This is a genomic window from Pseudomonas trutticola BRTCR10 (assembly GCF_056155105.1).
Map to the genome: position 1 here is coordinate 2,352,802 of NZ_CM149552.1, position 19,272 is coordinate 2,372,073.

At 61.4% G+C, this 19,272-nt stretch carries 17 protein-coding genes; 10 read left to right on the top strand and 7 right to left on the bottom strand.

From position 1 onward, the window contains the following. Positions 1 to 77: 77 nt before the first annotated feature. Positions 78 to 1,547: an ATP-binding protein gene (locus ACVVH8_RS10560; RefSeq protein ID WP_475229918.1), complete on the top strand. Its 1,470-nt coding sequence runs from the start codon at positions 78 to 80 to the stop codon at positions 1,545 to 1,547. On the opposite strand, the gene ACVVH8_RS10565 is transcribed toward ACVVH8_RS10560, so the two are convergent. Further along, on the bottom strand, positions 1,512 to 4,436 hold the full coding sequence (locus tag ACVVH8_RS10565; protein ID WP_475229920.1) for an ATP-binding protein: 2,925 nt from the start codon (positions 4,434 to 4,436) through the stop codon (positions 1,512 to 1,514). The genes ACVVH8_RS10560 and ACVVH8_RS10565 overlap by 36 nt on opposite strands. A 354-nt stretch (positions 4,437 to 4,790) precedes the next feature. On the opposite strand from ACVVH8_RS10565, the gene ACVVH8_RS10570 reads away from it, so the two are divergent. Next, positions 4,791 to 5,360: a flavodoxin family protein gene (locus ACVVH8_RS10570; protein WP_213028768.1), complete on the top strand. Its 570-nt coding sequence runs from the start codon at positions 4,791 to 4,793 to the stop codon at positions 5,358 to 5,360. Between the two features lie 34 nt (positions 5,361 to 5,394). Here the strand turns inward: ACVVH8_RS10570 and ACVVH8_RS10575 are convergent, their stop codons facing one another. Further along, positions 5,395 to 5,850, bottom strand: a complete 456-nt coding sequence (locus ACVVH8_RS10575) for a helix-turn-helix domain-containing protein (protein WP_213028179.1) — start codon at positions 5,848 to 5,850, stop codon at positions 5,395 to 5,397. 252 nt (positions 5,851 to 6,102) lie between these two features. Here ACVVH8_RS10575 and ACVVH8_RS10580 point away from each other — a divergent pair, with 252 nt between their 5' ends. The 6 genes from ACVVH8_RS10580 (at position 6,103) to ycaC (ending at position 11,880) form a co-directional block, all read left to right on the top strand. Next, a complete protein-coding gene (locus ACVVH8_RS10580) occupies positions 6,103 to 7,095 on the top strand; it encodes an MBL fold metallo-hydrolase (protein WP_475229923.1) in 993 nt (330 codons plus the stop codon). A gap of 56 nt (positions 7,096 to 7,151) precedes the next feature. After that, entirely contained in the window at positions 7,152 to 8,075 is a 924-nt protein-coding gene (locus ACVVH8_RS10585; RefSeq protein ID WP_103304927.1) for a LysR family transcriptional regulator, read from the top strand. Positions 8,076 to 8,282: 207 nt separating this feature from the next. Further along, positions 8,283 to 8,699: a DoxX family protein gene (locus ACVVH8_RS10590; RefSeq protein ID WP_475229925.1), complete on the top strand. Its 417-nt coding sequence runs from the start codon at positions 8,283 to 8,285 to the stop codon at positions 8,697 to 8,699. After that, complete coding sequence (locus ACVVH8_RS10595; RefSeq protein WP_103304929.1) at positions 8,692 to 9,318, top strand: antibiotic biosynthesis monooxygenase; 627 nt, start codon at positions 8,692 to 8,694, stop codon at positions 9,316 to 9,318. Before ACVVH8_RS10590 ends, ACVVH8_RS10595 begins: the two co-directional genes overlap by 8 nt. 31 nt (positions 9,319 to 9,349) lie before the next feature. After that, positions 9,350 to 11,188, top strand: coding sequence for an amidohydrolase (locus ACVVH8_RS10600; RefSeq protein WP_103304930.1), 1,839 nt, complete (start codon positions 9,350 to 9,352; stop codon positions 11,186 to 11,188). 68 nt (positions 11,189 to 11,256) lie between these two features. Continuing rightward, positions 11,257 to 11,880: an isochorismate family cysteine hydrolase YcaC gene (gene ycaC / locus ACVVH8_RS10605; RefSeq protein ID WP_103304931.1), complete on the top strand. Its 624-nt coding sequence runs from the start codon at positions 11,257 to 11,259 to the stop codon at positions 11,878 to 11,880. A 209-nt stretch (positions 11,881 to 12,089) separates the two neighbouring features. Here ycaC and ACVVH8_RS10610 read toward each other — a convergent pair whose 3' ends face one another. Together ACVVH8_RS10610 and ACVVH8_RS10615 are read right to left on the bottom strand one after the other, a co-directional pair. Continuing rightward, positions 12,090 to 13,517 (bottom strand): mechanosensitive ion channel domain-containing protein, encoded by a 1,428-nt coding sequence (locus tag ACVVH8_RS10610; RefSeq protein ID WP_475229928.1) that lies wholly within the window; start codon positions 13,515 to 13,517, stop codon positions 12,090 to 12,092. A gap of 237 nt (positions 13,518 to 13,754) precedes the next feature. Then, the gene (locus ACVVH8_RS10615; RefSeq protein WP_475229931.1) at positions 13,755 to 14,777 is read right to left on the bottom strand and encodes an alpha/beta hydrolase; all 1,023 of its coding nucleotides are present in this window, start codon (positions 14,775 to 14,777) and stop codon (positions 13,755 to 13,757) included. Between the two features lie 159 nt (positions 14,778 to 14,936). On the opposite strand from ACVVH8_RS10615, the gene ACVVH8_RS10620 reads away from it, so the two are divergent. Then, complete coding sequence (locus ACVVH8_RS10620; protein WP_475229934.1) at positions 14,937 to 15,836, top strand: LysR family transcriptional regulator; 900 nt, start codon at positions 14,937 to 14,939, stop codon at positions 15,834 to 15,836. Between the two features lie 272 nt (positions 15,837 to 16,108). Here ACVVH8_RS10620 and ACVVH8_RS10625 read toward each other — a convergent pair whose 3' ends face one another. The 3 genes from ACVVH8_RS10625 to gspG form a co-directional block, all read right to left on the bottom strand. Beyond that, complete coding sequence (locus ACVVH8_RS10625; RefSeq protein WP_475229936.1) at positions 16,109 to 16,660, bottom strand: hypothetical protein; 552 nt, start codon at positions 16,658 to 16,660, stop codon at positions 16,109 to 16,111. A 73-nt stretch (positions 16,661 to 16,733) separates the two neighbouring features. Next, complete coding sequence (locus ACVVH8_RS10630; protein ID WP_475229939.1) at positions 16,734 to 17,921, bottom strand: type II secretion system F family protein; 1,188 nt, start codon at positions 17,919 to 17,921, stop codon at positions 16,734 to 16,736. A 14-nt stretch (positions 17,922 to 17,935) separates the two neighbouring features. Then, positions 17,936 to 18,364, bottom strand: coding sequence for a type II secretion system major pseudopilin GspG (gene gspG / locus ACVVH8_RS10635; protein WP_103305781.1), 429 nt, complete (start codon positions 18,362 to 18,364; stop codon positions 17,936 to 17,938). 206 nt (positions 18,365 to 18,570) lie between these two features. Between gspG and ACVVH8_RS10640 the strand changes: the two genes are divergently transcribed. After that, positions 18,571 to 19,179, top strand: a complete 609-nt coding sequence (locus tag ACVVH8_RS10640; RefSeq protein WP_103305782.1) for a lytic transglycosylase domain-containing protein — start codon at positions 18,571 to 18,573, stop codon at positions 19,177 to 19,179. Positions 19,180 to 19,272: the final 93 nt, after the last annotated feature.

Sequence of the window (19,272 nt, forward strand, 5' to 3'; positions counted from 1 at the left end):
GTCTGGCGCACCCGGATGTCCGTGCTGCGCCCTGTACGGAGGTTGTGCCGTCATCGCAGGCTGCCAAGATAGTTGGCATGAACAGCCTCAACGATTTGAACGCGGCGTCGGTGCTGTATTTCGGCCCCTATGCCTTTCATTTGCGCCAACGGTTGATCCTGGAAGGGGATCGACCATTGCGCATGGGCGGGCGTGCGCTGGACATTCTGCAAGTGCTGGTCGAGCGCGCAGGCAGAGTGGTCAGAAAGGAGGACTTGATTGCACGGGTCTGGCCGACGTCGGTGGTTGAGGAGATCAATCTGCGCGTGCACATCGCCGCTCTGCGACGGGCACTCGGCGATGGTGAAAACGGCCAGCGCTACATCGTCAATGTGCCGCAATGCGGCTACTGCTTCGTTGCTCCCGTGCAGGGCGACAGCACCGCGCAGGAAGTCCTGGAAAACCTGCAGGCGCCGCAACACAACTTGCCGGTGCGGCTGACGCCGGTCACCGGTCGCGATTCACTGGTCGGCGCAATGGTGCGGCAATTGCCGCTGTGCCGATTGATGACGGTGACGGGGCCTGCGGGTGTTGGCAAAACCACGGTGGCGTTGCGCGTTGCAGAATTGCTGTTACAGCATTTTCGTGACGGCGTGTGGTTAGTGGATCTGTCGATAGTCAGCGACTCCACGTCGTTACTCGATCACCTCTTGCATACCCTCGATACCAATCTCGCCACGCTGTCTGCCCGCCACACTTTGTTGGTGCTGGATAACTGCGAGCATCTGCGTGAGGCCAGCAAGGCTTTGGCTGAGCGTTTATTGGCGAGCGCGCCAAGGCTGTCGATTCTGGCCACCAGTCGCGAAGCGTTGCAAGCCAGTCTGGAGACCGTACAGCAACTGCCGCCACTGGCCATTCCCAAGTCCTCAGCGTTGAGCAGTGTCGAAGAAACCATGGGCTATTCGGCAGTGCAGTTGTTTGTGAGTCGCGCCCGCGCCCGCCAGCAAGGTTTTACCCTGCGCAAACAAGACCTCAACGCGGTGCGGGACATCTGTCGACGGCTCGATGGATTGCCGCTGGCGATTGAACTGGCGGTGGCGCAAATCGACGCTTTGGCGATGGTCGGGTTGCAGTCCCAACTCGACAACTGTTTGCAGTTGCTCAGTCAGGGCCGGCGTACGGCCGTGCCCCGCCATCAGACCTTGAAAGCCGCGCTGGACTGGAGCTATCAGCACTTGAGTGAACAGGAACAGCAGGTGCTGCAACGGCTGTCAGTGTTCAAAATGGCGTTTGCCATGGACGCCGCAATGGGCGTGATCAGTTGCGCGCAATTGCCTCCCTCGACGCTGGCCCTGATCATCGAGCGATTGGCGCAGAAGTCCTTGCTGGCGGTGGAGCGGGGTAGCGCAGGGTTGCGCTATCGCATGCTCAACACCACCCGTGGGTATGCCCGCGAACAACTGGAGCGCAGTGGTGACTCGAACGATTACGAGCGCCGGCATGCGCGCTACGTCAGTCGTACTCGTTGGGTTTCAGGTCCGCAATTGACTGCCCAACTCATCGAGTAACTCGCGCACCTTGCGCAAGTCCGGGGTGGCGTAGCCTTCGGTGAAGCGTTGATAGATCGGGTTCAGCAGATCCAGCGCTTCGCGGTGGCGATTTTGCCGTTGCCACAGCCGGGCCAGTGAAGTGGCGCTGCGCAGTTCCCAGGCCAGGGCGCCTTGGGCTTGGGCGATTGCGAGTGCCTGGTGCAACACCTCCTCTGCCCGACAGGTATTGCACGTGTCTGCGCTGACGCCTTCGCGGGCCGGCCCGCTCCCACAGGGTTCGGCGGTGCATTGCGGATGTTTGTCCAGCACGCCGAAACTGTGGGAGCGAATTTGCTCGCGATGGCGTCGGCTTGGGCAACCCGATGCTTCAATCAACAACCGTTCAGCCCGAGCTCGCAGAATCTCTGCCGTGCTCCAGCCTGCTGCACCGCTATGTGCGCGTTCAAGCAACGCGTCATCAACAAAACCGCTGTCCAGCGTCACCATGATTTCCCGGATCAGGCCGCTGTCATCAGCCGGCATCGGCACGGCGGTATCGGCGTCAATGACCTGCGCGTAGTGCCGTGCCCATTGATAGAACAGCAATACGGAATGCTTCTGTGCCTGCTCCAGCAACAGATGCAACAAAGCACGGGCGTTCGGTTGGTCACCGTTGTAATGAGCGATCAGGCAACTGGCCAATGCCAGGGTGTAGCAGATCGAGGTGCCATGGTTGATTTGCACGGCGATGTCCAACGCCTGCCGGGCCGTGCGCCATGCTTGTTCCGGAAAACCTTGCAGCCACAACACCCGGGCAAGCACCGTCAGTGAGGCGACGCTCTGGTCGTACTGCACGCCGAAGCCATGGGTGAAGCGGTTGGGATTGCCACTTTGCGCCATGCGCTGAATCACCTGTTCGGCATGCAGCCGCGCCTGCTGCTGGTCGCCGGCATAATGCAGTGCCAACACGCGCAGGCGGTGGGTACTCAGCGACAACTGCGGGTCGCCGTGCAGGCCGAGTCGATCGAATTGCTCGCTCTGTTCCAGCGCCAATCGATAGTGGCCACAGCTAAGGTTGACCGCCATATGCCCGGACACCGCACGCAGTTGCCCGGCCACATCGTCGTGCTCTAGCGCCAGCGTGTGGGCGTCGACGAACGCCGCGATGGTTTCCGGGGTACCGCCCCAGGTGTGGTAGCAGGCGCTGCCGAGCGCCAGCTTCAGAGCGATTTTCACTCGCGGGCAGGGTTCGGCAGCGTTATCGAGCACGGCCAGTGCCCGACGCACGTAACCGCCGTACTCCTTGAGCAGCGACAACTCTTGCCACAGCGGGGCCGAGGTCGCGGCCAGATAAATGCCCACATCGTTGGGGCCGGCACCGTTCAGGCTCCAGTCGAGCGCCGCACGCAAGTCTTCCAGACCGCGCGCATAGCGTTCGATCCATAGGGCGGTTGAGGTGTTCTCCCAGTCAGTCTGCCCCTGATACATCAGCGCCAGACAGCGTTCAGCGTGGCGTTCACGGGTTTCGGCGAGTTCGCCGCACTGGTCGAGTTTTTCCAGCGCGTAGCGGCGGGTGGTGTCGAGCAACCGATAGAACACCTCTTCATCACCGACTTCGACGTTGAGTAACGACTTGGCGACCAGTTGCGTGATTGAGCCGAACACCTCTGCGGGCTTGATGTGCTGACCAACGATCACGGCGGCGGCAGACTCCAGCGTAAAACCACCGCGAAAAACGCCGAGCCGACGCAGGCAGGTCTGTTCACAGTCGGTGAGCAGGTTGAAGCTCCAGTCCAGCGTGGCGCGCAGGGTGAGGTGGCGCTCCACGCTGCTCTGAGTGCCGGTGGCCAGTGCCGGTAAACGGCCCTGGAGCTGGCTGAGCAGGCCGTGCAGGCCGAGCCCGCCAACCTGCGCCGCCGCCAGCTCCAGGGCAAGCGGAATGCCGTCCAGACGTCGGCAGATTTCAATGGCATCGGGCAACTCGGCGTCGCTGAGTTCAAAGCCCTCGTGAGCGGCCAAAGCGCGTTCGGCAAACAGTTGCAGTGCAGAAAAACTCAGCGCCTGCGTGCGATCGAGCGCAGCAATCGGCGGTGGGTAATCAAGGGACTCAAGGCGCTGCACATATTCGCCTTCGGCCCGCAGGCTCTCGCGACTGGTGGCCAGAATGTGCACATGCGGTGCACCGCGCAAAATGCGCTCGCTGAGCAGGGCCACGGCGTCGATCAGGTGTTCGCAATTGTCGATCACCAGCAGCATCTGTCGCTTGCGCAGGACGTTGACCAGACTGGTCAGCGGCTCATTGTCATGCAACACCACGTCCAACAGGGCCGCCAAATGCGAGCAGATCATCCGGGCGTCGTTGATGGGCGTCAGGTCCAGCAGCCTGATGCCGTCCCGATAGTGGCCGATCATCTGCTCGGCAACGCGCAGGGCTACGGTGGTTTTGCCGATGCCGCCAGGACCGACCAGCGTGATGCAACGCTGGCGCGGCAACTGCCTGATCAGGTTGTCGACCAGCGGCTGCCGGCCGATCATTCGCGTGCGGCGCAGTGGCAGGTTATGCCGGGTGCCGGTTTCGGCGCAGGTGGGTTGTTCGATCGATTGCACCGCGATCGGTGCGACAAAACTGTAGCCGCGCTGCGCAACGGTGACGATGAACCTCTGCCCGGCCTGACCATCGCCCAGCGCTTTGCGCAACGCCGCCATGTGCACCCGCAGGTTGATGTCTTCGACCACACTGTCCGGCCAGACCCCGGCAAGCAATTGCTGCTTGCTCACAACTTCGCCGGCATGCGCCAGCAGGATCAGCAGAATGTCCATGGCACGTCGACCCAGACGCAACGGCTGCTCGCCCTCAAGCAGCAGCCGTTTTCCAGGCTGAATCCGATAGGGGCCGAAACCGAGGGCCTGATTCGGGGAAAGACTCAACAGCTCACTCCTGCGATGTTTTTATAATCCTGCCCAGGGTTTGTGAAGTATTAGTGAGGGCAGGGCGGATGACGGCGTCAGCGGCACGCAAGCCTTCTAATCCGCAGTTTTCAGACATATTCCTCAGGTTCTGGCGTCAGTGCAACGTGCAGATTGCCGGAAACCTGTACAACGCTGCGCATAACCGCTGTTTTTACCCGCTGCGCTGCTCGAATCAGCGCGCTGTTCCACAGACAATTAACAACGATTAACTCGTCTGCATCTGCGCCAGCCCCAAAAATCCCTTGAACAAGTTCAACCTCAGGCACAGACCTGACGGCTGCAATGGAATGCACACGTCCGGAGGACGGCGCAATGAGCAACGTGGTGGTGGTCTATCACAGCGGCTACGGCCATACACGCGTCATGGCTGAAGCAGTGGCGCAGGGCGTCGAGCGACACCTGGGCAGTACCTGTCGGTTGGTGACGGTAGAGGAAGTCGAACTCTATTGGGATGAGTTGCACCGCGCCGATGCGATCATCTTCGGCGCGCCGACCTACATGGGCAGCGCGTCGGCGGGGTTCAAGCAGTTCATGGAGGCCAGCGCGGCGTTCTATCTGGCCAAGCCGTGGCGCGACAAGGTGGCCGCCGGGTTCACCAATTCCGGCAGCCTGTGCGGCGACAAGCTCAATACGCTGCTGCAACTTGCGGTGTTTGCCGCGCAACATTCAATGATCTGGGTCGGTCTCGACTTGCTCCCGGCGCGTTCGGCGGCCGGGTTCTTTGATGGGCAATTGAATCGTCTGGGCAGCTCGCTCGGTGCCATGTCCCAATCTAATGTCGAACAGACGCCCGAGCAGGCGCCGCCGCTCGAAGACCGGCGCACGGCGGCCCATCTGGGCGAGCGGGTGGCACAAGTGGCGCAGCGTTTGCGACAGAAGTGAAACAGGACCGATTGCGCGTTATCGGCGCCAGCGCTTACACCGCCAGGCGCATGCCCAGCGGCAATGCCGATGCTTGTGACCTTTTGAGTTTCATTTCCGGCACTTCACGACAGCGCCAGGCGAACGGGCTGATCCCTTCGCTGCGGGTGAAGATGTGGCAGAAGTGCGCCTGATCACAGAAGCCGCATTCCAGGCTGATCTGCGTCAGGCTCAAGTGCGTGAGCTGGATCAACTGCTTGGCGCGGGCGATGCGCTGGGTGCGGATCCAGTCTTGTGGCGAGAGCCCGGTGCTGCACTTGAATGCCCGGGAAAAATGACTGCGTGACAACGAACATGCCTCTGCCAGTTCGGTGACTTCCAGGCTTTCACCGAGGCGATCGAGGATCAACTGTTTGACCCGCCGTTCGCGCTGCGGACTGAGGCCGCCGATGCGCGGTGTGCGAGATTCGCTGGCGGGGGCGAGGGCGACTGTTTGTTGTAAGTGAGCCATGGCCAATGTCCGTGTCGGGGGGGAAGGCACGCTCGGTACTTTCCCCTCAGGTCAAAAAAACAATGTTGCGCAGAGGGTTTCATTGTTCGACGGGACCGAAAGGCTGACGAGTTAAACGTTGTTAATTGCGCCGCGAAACGTTGAACTCAGCACATCGCTGCAAGTCGGCGAGGGGGCGGATCGGCGAGGATGGCTAATATCTAGAGGCGCACGTTCGGTGCCGTCGAAGATCGATCAAGCAAGGGGATTGGCATGACAGGTTCGTTACACGCTGCGTGGGGCACACTCGGATTGGCGCTCGCGCTGGCGGCCACAAGTGCTCTGGCACAGGCGCCGCAGGTCGGTACGCAGGCCCCCGGCTACTTTCGTTTGGCGCTGGGCGACTATGAAGTGACGGCACTGTTCGACGGTTATAACGATCTGTCACCCAAATTGCTTCAGGGCATGAGTCAGGGGCAGATCCGTGCATTGCTCGCTCGCCGTTCGATTGAAACCCCGGGCGTGCAAACGGCGTTTAACGCTTTTCTGGTCAACACCGGCAAGCAGTTGATCCTGGTCGACACCGGTGCCGGGCAGTGCATTGGCGCTACCGCCGGCCAACTTTCGGCGAACATGCAGGCTGCGGGTTACCAACCGGAACAGGTCGATACCATTCTGCTGACGCACCTGCATCTGGACCACGTTTGCGGACTGGTCGACGCTGAGCAAAAACCGGTTTTCGCCAATGCCACAGTCTATGCAGCCAAGGCTGAGGCCGACTATTGGCTCGATCCGCAGGCGTTGGCCAAAGCCCCGGCCGGGGCGAAAGAATTCTTCAGGATCGCTCAGGATTCCACCGCACCCTACGTGGCCGCGGGCCGCTTCAAGACCTTCACGCCGGGGCAGTCGCCGCTGCCAGGTGTGGTCGAGGCTGCACTTGAAAGCGGGCACACCCCAGGCAGCACCACCTACCGTTTCACTTCTCAGAACCAGAGCATCGTGTTCATGGGTGACCTGGTGCACAACCTCGCCGTGCAGTTCGACCACCCTGAAGTGTCGATCAGTTTTGACGTCAACGGTCAGCAGGCGATCAAAAGCCGTAATGCTGTGTTCAGCGCTGCGGCCGCCAGCAAAACCTGGGTGAGCGCCGCACACCTGCCGTTTCCGGGGATCGGTCACATCACCGCCATCGATAAGCACTTCCAATGGGCGCCGGTGGAATACGGCCCTTACAAACGCGCGGCCAAAGTACCGTTGATCGAGTAAAGTACGGCGCTCTCGCACCTGACTGAACAAGACTTCCAAGCAAGGAACACGAGCCGATGAACCGTAACGATCTGCGTCGCGTCGACATGAACCTGTTGGTGATTTTCGAAGCGCTGATGTTCGAAAAGAACCTGACCCGCGTCGCCGAGAAACTGTTCATGGGCCAACCCGCCGTGAGTGCGGCGCTCGGCCGTCTGCGCGATCTGTTCGATGACCCGTTGCTGCTGCGCAACGGTCGCAGCATGGAACCGACAGCCCGCGCCCTGGCGATTCTCAAGGAGCTGCAACCGGCGATGGACGTCATTTCCGGGGCCGTCAGCCGCGCCAAGGAATTTGAACCGGCGAGCAGTTGCGACGTGTTCCGCATCGGCCTGTCGGACGATGCCGAGTTCGGCCTGTTTCCGCCGTTGTTGCGCAAGCTTCAGCAAGAAGCACCGGGGATTGTCGTGGTGGTGCGCCGCGCCAATTACCTGCTGATGCCGGCGCTGCTGGCGTCCGGGGAAATCTCGGTGGGCGTCAGCTACACCACCGATCTGCCCGCCAATGCCAAGCGCAAGAAACTGCGCGACATTCCCTGCAAAGTCCTGCGCGGTGACGATCGTCCGGGGCCGCTGACACTGGATGAATACTGCGAACGCCCGCACGCGATGGTGTCGTTTTCCGGTGATTTGAGCGGCAACATCGATCTGGACCTGGCCAAGCTGGGCCGCACTCGCCGCGTGGTCCTCGGCGTGCCGCAGTTCAGCGGCTTGCGCGCCTTGCTCGCCGGCACCGAAATGATCGCCACCGTCCCGGACTATGCCGCGTGCGCTCTGGTCGAGGGCTGTGCCTTGCGCGCAGAAGATCCACCGTTTCCTATCGAGGCGGCGCAGTTGTCGATGGCCTGGAGCGGGGTGCATGACAACGACCCGGCGGAGAAGTGGTTGCGGTCGCGGATCAGTCAGTTCATGTCGGTGTCGCTGGATATCCCCTCGGTCTGACGAAACAACACAGTTCCCCCCATGTGGGAGCGAGCCTGCTCGCGATGGCGCCCGGTCAGTCGACATCCCTGTTGAATGACACACCGCTATCGCGAGCAGGCTCGCTCCCACAGGGGTTTTAGGTGAAAGAAAGAGAGCACATCCATCCAATTTCCCCGCGCCCGGCATCGGCATTATTCAGGCCAATGACATTTCAAGGGTCGGGGCATGAGCGCGATACACAATGATGAACGGGCGCGCGACGTCGGTTTGCTGTTTCTGCGGGTCAGCGGCGGGTTGTTTCTGCTGTGGGTGCACGGTTTGCCCAAGTTGCTCGACTTCACCGCGCAATTGGCGCTGATCGAAGATCCTTTCCGCCTCGGCGCCCACCTGACCTTGTGTCTGGCGATCTTCGCCGAAGTCCTCTGTCCATTACTGATCGTCGCCGGGTTACTGGTGAGATTGGCGTGCTTGCCTATTCTGTTTGTGCTGCTGGTGGCGCTGTTGGTTGTGCATCCGCAATGGAGTGTGGCTGAGGGGCAGTTCGGCTGGTTGCTGTTGATCCTGTTTACCACTGTGTTTATCGCCGGGCCGGGACGGCTGGCGCTCAATGTCCGTTTGTCCGGAGTGCTGCGTTATGCCTGAAGTCCTGAGTCCAAAAGCACCGGGGTCCGATGAGACTGTCACGCTGATCGTCAAGCACCGGGTCAAGGCCGGCTTTGAGTCGGCGTATGAAGCGTGGCTACGCAATATCGTCCGGGTCGCGGGGCAGCGCGAAGGGCACTTGGGGGTGGACGTGGTGCGCGGCAAGCTCGCCGGGCTCGACACTTACACCTGCGTGCTGCGCTTTTGCTCGACCGAGGCGATGCAGCAGTGGCTGGAATCGCCGCAGCGTCAGGCGCTGGTCGATGAAGCCGCGCCGATGCTCGCCGACGGCGACCAGACCGAGGTCGCCCCCGTCAATGAATTCTGGTTCGCGCCGCTGGCTGATGCCGCTTCGCCGCCACCGCGCTGGAAGCAAGCGGTGATCACCTTGCTGGTGATTCTGCCGCACACCTTGCTGGTGCCGCTGATCTGGGGGCCGCTGCTCAAGCTGCACCCGCTGCTTTCCAACTACGTGGTTGCGACGTTCCTGATCACCCTGACCATCGTGCTGTCGGTGGTGTACGTGTTCATGCCCCGCGTGACCCGTCTGTTCGCGCCGTGGCTGGAAGCCAGCCAGGCGCATACCCACGTCGAACCCACCGAACACCCGTCACGCTGAATCCCATTCATTTTTTCTCGAAGGAACTGCGATGAGCGCCGATCTGATTCTTTTCAATGGCCAATTCCATACCGTAGACCGCACCAAACCACTGGCCAGCGCCGTGGCGATCAAGGACGGCCGCTTCGTGGTCGTCGGCAATGACACCCAAGCCATGTCCTTGCGCGGCCCGGCCACGCAAGTGATCGATATGCATGGTCGCTGCGTGATTCCCGGCCTCAACGACTCGCACTTGCACTTGATCCGTGGCGGTTTGAACTACAACCTCGAACTACGCTGGGAAGGCGTGCCGTCGCTGGCCGACGCGTTGCGCATGCTCAAGGACCAGGCCGACCGTACACCGACCCCGCAATGGGTGCGCGTGGTCGGCGGCTGGAACGAATTCCAGTTCGCCGAAAAACGCATGCCGACCCTCGAAGAACTCAATCAGGCGGCGCCGGACACCCCGGTGTTCGTCCTGCACCTCTACGACCGTGCACTGCTCAACCGCGCGGCGCTGCGCGTGGCCGGCTACACCCGCGACACGCCGAACCCGCCGGGCGGCGAGATTGTGCGTGACGCCAATGGCAACCCGACCGGCATGCTGGTGGCCAAACCCAACGCGATGATTCTCTATTCGACGCTGGCCAAGGGGCCGAAGCTGCCGCTGGAGTATCAGGTCAACTCGACCCGCCAGTTCATGCGTGAACTCAACCGCCTCGGCCTGACCAGCGCGATCGATGCCGGCGGTGGTTTCCAGAACTATCCGGACGATTATCAGGTGATCGAGCAACTGGCCAAGGACGACCAGTTGACCGTGCGCATCGCCTACAACCTGTTCACCCAGAAACCCAAAGAAGAACTGACCGATTTCCAGAACTGGACCGGCAGTGTCAAGTTGCATCAGGGCGACGACTTCCTGCGGCACAACGGTGCCGGCGAGATGCTGGTGTTCTCGGCGGCGGATTTCGAAGACTTCCTCGAACCGCGTCCGGACCTGCCGCAAACCATGGAGGCTGAGCTGGAACCGGTGGTGCGCCACCTCGTCGAGCAGCGCTGGCCGTTCCGTCTGCACGCCACTTACAACGAGTCGATCAGCCGCATGCTCGACGTGTTCGAGAAGGTCAATCGCGACATTCCGTTCAACGGTCTGCCGTGGTTCTTCGACCACGCCGAAACCATCACCCCGCAGAACATCGAACGGGTGAAAGCCTTGGGCGGCGGCATCGCGATTCAGGATCGTATGGCGTTCCAGGGCGAATACTTCGTTGATCGTTACGGTTCGAAAGCTGCCGAAGCGACGCCGCCGATCAAACGCATGCTCGCCGAAGGTGTGCCGGTTGGCGCGGGCACCGATGCGACGCGGGTTTCCAGCTACAACCCGTGGACGTCGCTGTACTGGATGGTCAGCGGCCGCACCGTCGGTGGCCTGGCGTTGTACGAAGAAGGTTTGCCGCGCACCACCGCGCTGGAACTGTTCACTCACGGCAGCGCCTGGTTCTCCTCGGAGCAGGGCAAGAAGGGCCAGATCAAGGTCGGGCAACTGGCGGATCTGGCAGCGCTGAGCGCGGACTTTTTCCACGTCGAAGAAGAAGCGATCAAGTGGATCGAGTCGGTACTGACCGTGGTGGGCGGCAAGATTGTCTACGCCGCCGGCGACTTCGCAGACCTCGGCCCGGCCAGCGTTCCGGTGCTGCCGGACTGGTCGCCGGTGGTGAAAGTCCCCGGCCACTGGCGGCCTAACTCGCCTTTGCAGGCGCAGGTTCACCAATGCGTCGGCGCCTGCGCCGTGCACTCGCACAGTCATGAAAAAGCGCGATTATCGAACGCACCGGTCAGCGATTTCGCCGGTTTCTGGGGCGCGTTCGGTTGTTCCTGCTTCGCTTTCTGATTTCCCCAAAAGCGCCGGCCACGAGGCACGGCGCTTGACATCACATCCATCCAACCAGGAGTTTCCCCATGAGCGTTCCTTACAAGCGTCTGAACAAAGATGATGCGGTCGTGTTGCTGGTCGACCACCAGACCGGTCTGATTTCGCTGGTACAGGATTTCACCCCGAACGAGTTCAAGAACAACGTGCTGGCACTGGGCGACATTGCCAAATTCTTCAAGCTGCCGACCATCCTCACCACCAGTTTCGACGCAGGCCCGAACGGCCCGATCGTGCCTGAACTGCTGGAACAGTTCCCGGATGCACCGTTTATTCAACGTCCAGGCCAGATCAACGCCTGGGACAACGAAGACTTCGTCAAAGCCATCAAGGCCACCGGTCGCAAGCAACTGATCATCGCCGGTGTGGTGACTGACGTGTGCGTGGCGTTCCCGACCCTGTCGGCCATCGCTGAAGGCTTCGAAGTATTTGTGGTGACCGACTCGTCCGGCACCTTCAACACCACCGTGCAACAAGCGGCGTGGGCGCGGATGTCGGCGGCCGGTGCGCAACTGTTGAACTGGTTCTCGGTGGCGTGCGAGCTGCAGGGCGACTGGCGCAACGACATGGAAGGCCTGGCGAATCTGCTGTCGAACCGCTTGCCGAACTACCGCAACCTGATCAACAGCTACACCAAGTTCACCGCCAAGTAATTAGATGTGAGTTTGAAAAGCCCCTCACCCTAGCCCTCTCCCAGAGGGAGAGGGAACTGACCGAGGGGCTCTTTAGAAGTACGCCGACGTGCAATACCGAGCCGAACTTCAGTTTTGAACAGCTTAAAGATCGGCTCCCTTTCCCCCTCGCCCCCGTGGGGGGAGAGGGCTGGGGAGGGGGTAAAGCTCTTGATCTTAAGATCTTCGCATCAACGCTTTTGCAGCCAACCGAGAAACCCACCTTTCTTGATCGGTGTTGTTTTCGCCAACAACGCGAGATGACTGTTCTGCTGCCGCACCGCCTGCAATTTATTCAACGCCCGCCCCACCTCCGTGCGTTGCTCCATGCACTGGCGGGTCAGCCCCTTGTCGAGACGGTAGATGATGCTCGATGTCAGCGCCGTAAACGTAGCCTGCGACGGCGTATCGGCGAGAATGCTCTGTTCGCCCATGACCTCACTCGGCCCCATTCGCCCGGCTTCGGTCTGCCGGTCGCCGTCCGGCACAGTCGCACTGACCACGCCCGTGGCGATCACAAACAGGCTGTCCGGCACTTCATCCAGATCCAGCACTACCTGGCCCGCCGCGTACTGCTGCGCGACCATCGATTCAGCCAGACGGTCACGTTCCTCATGGCTCAGCGAGCGGAAAATTTTCACCTCATCCAGCAACGCGCGGGCGCGGGTCGAAGGCTCGATCACGCCATCCGGATGCCGCGAAATCCCGGCCGCTTCGAGATGACGGTGGGCGAGGTCGAACAGTTGATTGCGCACTTCGCCTTTCTTGCCCAGTTCGGCGATGAAACCACTGGCCACGTATTCCGACATCTCTTCGCCGGCTTCTTTCAACACGGCTTTGGGCGCCGGGTTGAGCAGCAGACTGCTGCTGCCTTGCAACGTACGGTCGAGGGCGTCGAGTACCCGGCGTGGGCGAATGTGGTTGGGCACCTGAATGCTGATCGACACGCCATGCATGTTGCTCGGGCGGCTGAGGTTGACGATTTTCGCCTTGGCCGCCACCGAGTTTGGCACCACGGCCATGGTCCCGGCGCTGGTCAACAGATGCGTGGCGCGCCAGTCGATGTCGAGCACTTTACCTTCGACGCCGTCGATCACTACGAAGTCGTCCACTTGGTAGGGCTTGGTGGTGTTGAGGACGATCCCGGAAAACACGTCGGCCAGGGTACTTTGCAGCGCCAGACCGACGACGATGGCGACCACACCGGACGTGGCGAGCAGGCCTTTGACCGGCAACTCCAGCACATAACCGGCTGCCGCAACGATGGCCGCCAAAAACACCAGCGCGCCAATCACGTCCTGCAGCAAGCGCCCGCTGTGACCAATGCGGCGCATCAGGATCAGGCCGATGACTTCGGTGAGGACCCTCGCGGCGTACAACCACCAAAGAATGCCCAACGCCGTCGCGCCGAGTTGCGCCACGCGATCATCGGCAAACAGCGGCGCCTGCAACGGGCTGACGCCGGCGTTGATCACCAACGCACTGAACGCCAGAAACAGCACCAGGCGAATGCCGACTCGCGGTGCACGATGGTTGAATGGCGTGAAGTGCCAGAGCACGGCGTCAACCAACAGCAGAACGGCGCTCAGGGACAGCAGGTGGGTGAGGAGGAAGGACATGATGTGCTCCGGATTGGCACGAGCCTTGGTGATGAAGGACTTTTTGTGGTGAGGGGATTTATCCCCGATGGGTTGCGAAGCGACCCCGCTCTTATCCAGAAGAAGCAGGGGACTGCTGCGCAGCCCATCGGGGCGGTGCGACGTTTCGCTAAATCCCCTCGCCACAAGATCAATGGAAAAGATCGCCGCCTGCACGTGTCCGATGTGGGAGCCGCTGCAGGCTGCGATCTTTTAACGTCAAGGCTGCAAATGCGTCTTCAGCTCAGCCGCCGCCTGCCGCACGGCCGCTTTCACTTCCGGAATCTGACTCAGCGGGTTGAGCAAACCAAAGTCATGAATCATCCCGTTGTAGCGCACCGAGGTGACCGCCACACCGGCCGCATCCAGGTGCCGCGCATAGCCTTCGCCCTCGTCACGCAACACGTCGAATTCGGCGGTCTGCACCAGCGCAGCAGGCAGGCCTTTGAGCTGTTCGGCGCTGGCGTTCAGCGGCGAGGCATGGATCTGCGCACGCTCGGCGGAATTGGTGGTGTAGCTGTCCCAGAACCACTGCATCATGCCCTTGGTGAGGAAGTGGCCCTCGGCAAATTGCTGGTACGAGCCGTCGTCGAACTGCGCGTTGGTCACCGGCCACATCAGCAGCTGGAAGCGCAGGGCCGGGGTTTTCTGTTCTTTGGCCATCAACGCGACGACGGCCGCCATGTTGCCGCCGACGCTGTTGCCGGCTACCGCCAGACGCTTGCCGTCGACGCCGATGTCCTTGCCGTGATCGGCCACCCATTTCGTTGTGGCGTAGGCCTGGTTGATCGCGGTCGGGTACTGCGCTTCCGGCGACGGCGTGTAATCGACGTACACCGCGACGGCGCCGGAGCCCACCACCAAGTCACGAATCAGGCGCTGGTGAGTCGGATAATCGCCCAGCACCCAGCCGCCACCGTGGAAGAACATGAACACCGGCAACTCACCTTTGACCTTGGCCGGACGCACCACTTTCAGGTTGAGGGTCTGGCCGTCCAGCGTGATCGCCTTGTCGCTGACTTCCACACCGGACAGATCAACCTTCACCGAAGCCTGCGCACCTGTAAGTACTGCACGGGCATCTTTCGGGCTCAGCTGCTCAAGCGGTTTGCCACCGCCAGCTGCGAGGGCTTCGAGGAAGGCCTGTGTGTTGTGCTCGACGCCCGGGCTGCCGGCTGCGAAAGCGTTGCCGATGGACAGGGCGAGGAGGGAAGCGGTCAGGGTTTTCTTGACGATGTTCATGTGCAATTCCTTTTAATCCGTTTGATTTTTTATGCCTGGGTTGCGGGCTGCTGTGGCGCTGGGCTTCAGGCCTCAGCAACACCGTGAGCACAGATTAATGAGCTGCCGGAAAGTGAAAAAGCGGCTATAAAGCGTTTAACTGTCCACCAGAGAGTGACAATGAACCCGTTCGAAGACATGCGTATTTTTTGCCAGGTCATGGACTCCGGCAGCTTCACCGCCGCCGCCGATCAACTAGGGCTGTCCAAGCAATTCGTCAGCCGTCGCTTGATGCAACTCGAAGAGCGTCTCGGCGTGCGTTTGCTCAATCGCTCGACCCGGCGCCTCGACGTCACGCCACTGGGCCAGAGCTACTACGAGTCGGCACTGCGCTTGCTCGGTGAAGTCGAACAGGTCGAGCAGGGTATCGCCGGGCAAACTGCCGAGCCGCGCGGGACGATCCGCATCAGTGCGCCGCTGTCGTTTGCCGTGGCGCATCTCGGTTGCCTGTTGCCGATGTTTTTGCAGCGCTATCGCGAGGTCACGGTCGAGGTGGATTTGAGCGACCGTCCAGTAGATCTGCTTGGCGAAGGCTATGACCTGGCGCTGCGCATCGGCGTGCTGGAAGACTCGACGTTGATCGCGCGTCGTATCGCCAGCATCGAGCGGGTGTATTGCGCCAGCCCGGCGTATCTCGCCGAGCGCGGCACACCGCTCAAGCCTGAGGATCTGCTCAGCCATGACTGTTTGCCCTATGGCCACGGGCGCTCGGTGCAATGGCGGTTCAATGCGGGACAGGGCAAGCCGCAGTTGGTGAATGTCACCGGGCGCATGCGCGTGAACAACGGCGAGTTGCTCAGGGATGCGGCGGTGCAGGGGATGGGGATTACCTATTTGCCGACGTTCATTGTCGGTGCGGCGCTGAAGGATGGCCGGCTGGTGCCGGTGCTGGATGATTTGCGCCCGGAGCCGCTGACGTTATCGGCGGTGTATCCGCAGCATCGACAGGCCTCCCGACCCGTGCAGGCGTTGGTCGAATTCCTGCGCGAACGGCTGAACCAGAGCAACGTCGCTCTCTGAGTGGATCTTTCAAACACTGCAAAACCCTGTGGGAGCGAGCCTGCTCGCGAAAGCGGACGGTCAGTCAAAACATCATTGGCTGACCCACAGCATTCGCGAGCAGGCTCGCTCCCACATTGGGTTCATGGTTGTCTGCGGAATTTGTGCACACTGCATAACCCTGTGGGAGCTGGCTTGCCAACGATAGCGGTGTGTCAGGCAATACAAGGTTGCCTGATCCGGCCTCATCGCTGGCAAGCCAGCTCCCACAGGTTTTGTGGCGTTTCTGAAAATCAGTTGGCGCGCTTGTCATCGCCGGGCTCGCCGCCGACATGCACGCCGCGATCATCGCCCGGTTCGCCCGCAGCATGCAGACCGCGATCATCGCCGACTTCACCGGCGCGGTGGACGCCGTGGTCATCGCCGACTTCACCGGCGCGATGGACACCGTGATCATCGCCTGGCTCAGCGTGCGTGCCGCTGCGTCCTGACGAGGACGCGGAGTCGCCCGAGTGTCCGGAGCCTTGGCCGCTGCCGCTGTGACCACCGCCGCCATCACCGTGTCCACTGCCACCGTTGCCACCGTTGCCACCGTTGCCACTGCCGCCATGACCGCCACCATTGCCGCCACCGCCACCGCCACCGCCACCGCCACCGCCACCGCCATGCCCACCACCGTTTCCGCCGCTACCCCCTCCGCCGTGTCCACCGCCGCCACTCCCTCCACTGCCACCTTCCTTGGCCTGAACACTGGAAACGCCTGAAAGATTGTCCGGAATCAACACGGTAGACGCCGACAGTACTGCGCCAATGGCCATTGCGAGCACGAGCTTTTTAATGTGCATATCGTTCTCCGTCTTATTGTCTGGTTGGGAACGTCGATGAGCGTTGTTGCGTCGATCCGACCCGTTCCCGGGGTCAGTGGATACTGGAAGCCAGTTCGAAAATCGGGATGTACATCAGGATCACGATGACCCCGATGAGCAGGCCGATGAAGGTCATCAGCAGCGGTTCGAACAGGCGCACGAACCATTCGATCCAGCGGCTGATCTCCTCGTCGTAGAAATCGGCGCTGCGTTCCATCATCTGCCCGAGGTTGCCGGATTGTTCACCGGCCCGCAGCAGGCGCAGGGACACTGGCGTCACCAGCCGATTGAGCTCCAGCGCGGCGGACAATGACTGACCTTCGCGCACGCGCTCGCAGGCCTGATCCAGCCGCGCCCGAGAGGCGACGGTGAGCAGGCCGCGAACCATGCCCATGGCGGTGACCAGCGGAATTCCGCCTTGCAGCAAGATTCCCAGCGAGCGATAGAAGCGCGCCAGTTCATACATGAAAATCCGTTGATGCACGGCCGGCAGTTTCTCCACCAGCCGATCCAGTCCACGGCGAAATGCCGGTTGTTTTTGCAGCACGGCGAGGGCGATGACAATGGCCGCCAGCGCACCGAAGAATTCACCCTGATGCGCATGCAAGAACATGCCGCTGCTCATCAGGATCTGCGACAGCCACGGCAGGTTCGACCCCAAACCTTCGAACACCAGGCTGAAGCGCGGTACCACATAACCCATCAAGAACAGCACCACGCCACCGCCGACCACCAGCAACAGCAGCGGATAGATCGAGGCGCTGACGATCTTCTGCCGCACCTCGTCCATGCGCTGGCGATAACTGACGTAACGGCCCAGCGCATCACCGACCGCGCCGGTTTTCTCGCTGGACTGTACCAGCGCCACGTACAGCGGCGGGAATACTGCCGACAACTGGCCGAGTGCCTGAGAGAAGGATTTGCCTTCGTAGAGCAGGCGCACCAGCTCAGTCAAGGTTTTGCGGGCGGCGGGGGCGGTTTCTTTTTCGGCGAGGCTTTCCAGCGCATCGATCAACGGCAGGCCGGCATTGAGCAGCGTGGTCAGCTCCTGGCTGAACAACACCAGATTGAACGTTTCGCGTTGGCGCAGGCGCAACGAGCGCCAGTGTTTCTCGGCATGCAGGCTGAGCACGCGCAGACCTTGATCTTCGGCAATACGCCGCGCTTCGCCGTGTCCCGACGCCTCGATGCTCAGCGCCACCACACCGGTCTTGCCGACCGCCTTCAGATGAAATCGCATGGGCCGCGCTCCGCTTACTGCCAGTTGGTCACTTCGGCGTTTTCACCTTCACCGCCGGGCTGGCCGTCCTTGCCCATCGACAGCAAGTCGTACTCGCTGTTTTCGCCAGGATAGCGGTAGGTGTAATTACGTCCCCACGGATCCTGCGGCAGTTTTTTCTGCAAGTACGGGCCGGTCCATTTCGCTTCGTCACTCGGTGCGGCGACCAAGGCCTGCAAGCCCTGTTCGGTGGACGGGTAGTGACCGACCTCCAGTCGATAGATGTCCAGTGCCTTGCTCAGCCCTTCGATCTGCGCCTTGGCCACTTTCACTTCCGAGCGACCGAGTTGGGCGAAGTATTTCGGCGCGACGATCCCGGCCAACAGGCCGAGTACCACCAGCACCACGAGCAATTCGAGCAGGGTGAAACCGCGTTGGTCACGCGGACGAAATTGCAGCTTCATGATGACCTCCCGTGAGTGGCAGTCGAGTCGCCACAAAGGCTTATGCAATTGCCATGCTCAGCCCCCACTGAAAACTACCGACTAGGCTGAAACCCTTGTAATCCGGGCTTTTCAACAGTCGGCACAGTGCTTGCGTATGGCTCAAGCGTGATCGGCCATTGGGGCATTTCCCCCAATTTATCGGGGTCGATCCGGGGAGGCCCGACATGAAATTTCTCGCCAGCGGATTGCTCGGTTGTGTGCTGCTCAGCGGTGCCGTGCAAGCCGATGTATTCATCTCCGTGGACGCCAAGGGCAGCTATGTCCTGTCCAACGTCCACCGGCCCGGACGCACGTACGAACGGGTGATCCACGAGGCTGAATTGCCCGTGGCCAGCCTCGACCAACAGCCGCAAATGATCGCCAATCAGCCCTACGCGGAACTGGTGTCGGCGGCGGCCACGGCCAATCAATTGCCCGAAGCGCTGTTGCACGCGGTGATCAACGCCGAGTCGCATTACAACCCCGGCGCGACCTCAGCCAAAGGCGCGGGCGGGCTCATGCAGTTGATGCCCGACACCGCACGCGAGCTGGGTGTAACGGACGTCTACGACCCCAAGGCCAACATTCAGGGCGGGGCCAAATACCTCAAGCGCCTGATGACCCTGTTCGACAACGACATTGCCCTCGCGGTGGCGGCTTACAACGCCGGGCCGGACGCGGTGCTCAGCCGTGGCCGGGTGATTCCGCCGTTCGCTGAAACCCAGCGTTATGTGCCGAATGTATTGCGTCAGTACCGGCGTTTGCAGGGCCTGGCGATGGATGCGCCGTTGTGAGCCCAACCCGGTTTTCCCCACTTTCGGGGCAAACCGATAAGGCCCGAAATGTGGGGGAAACGGGTGGGGAATATCCCCCGGATTCTCAAGTCG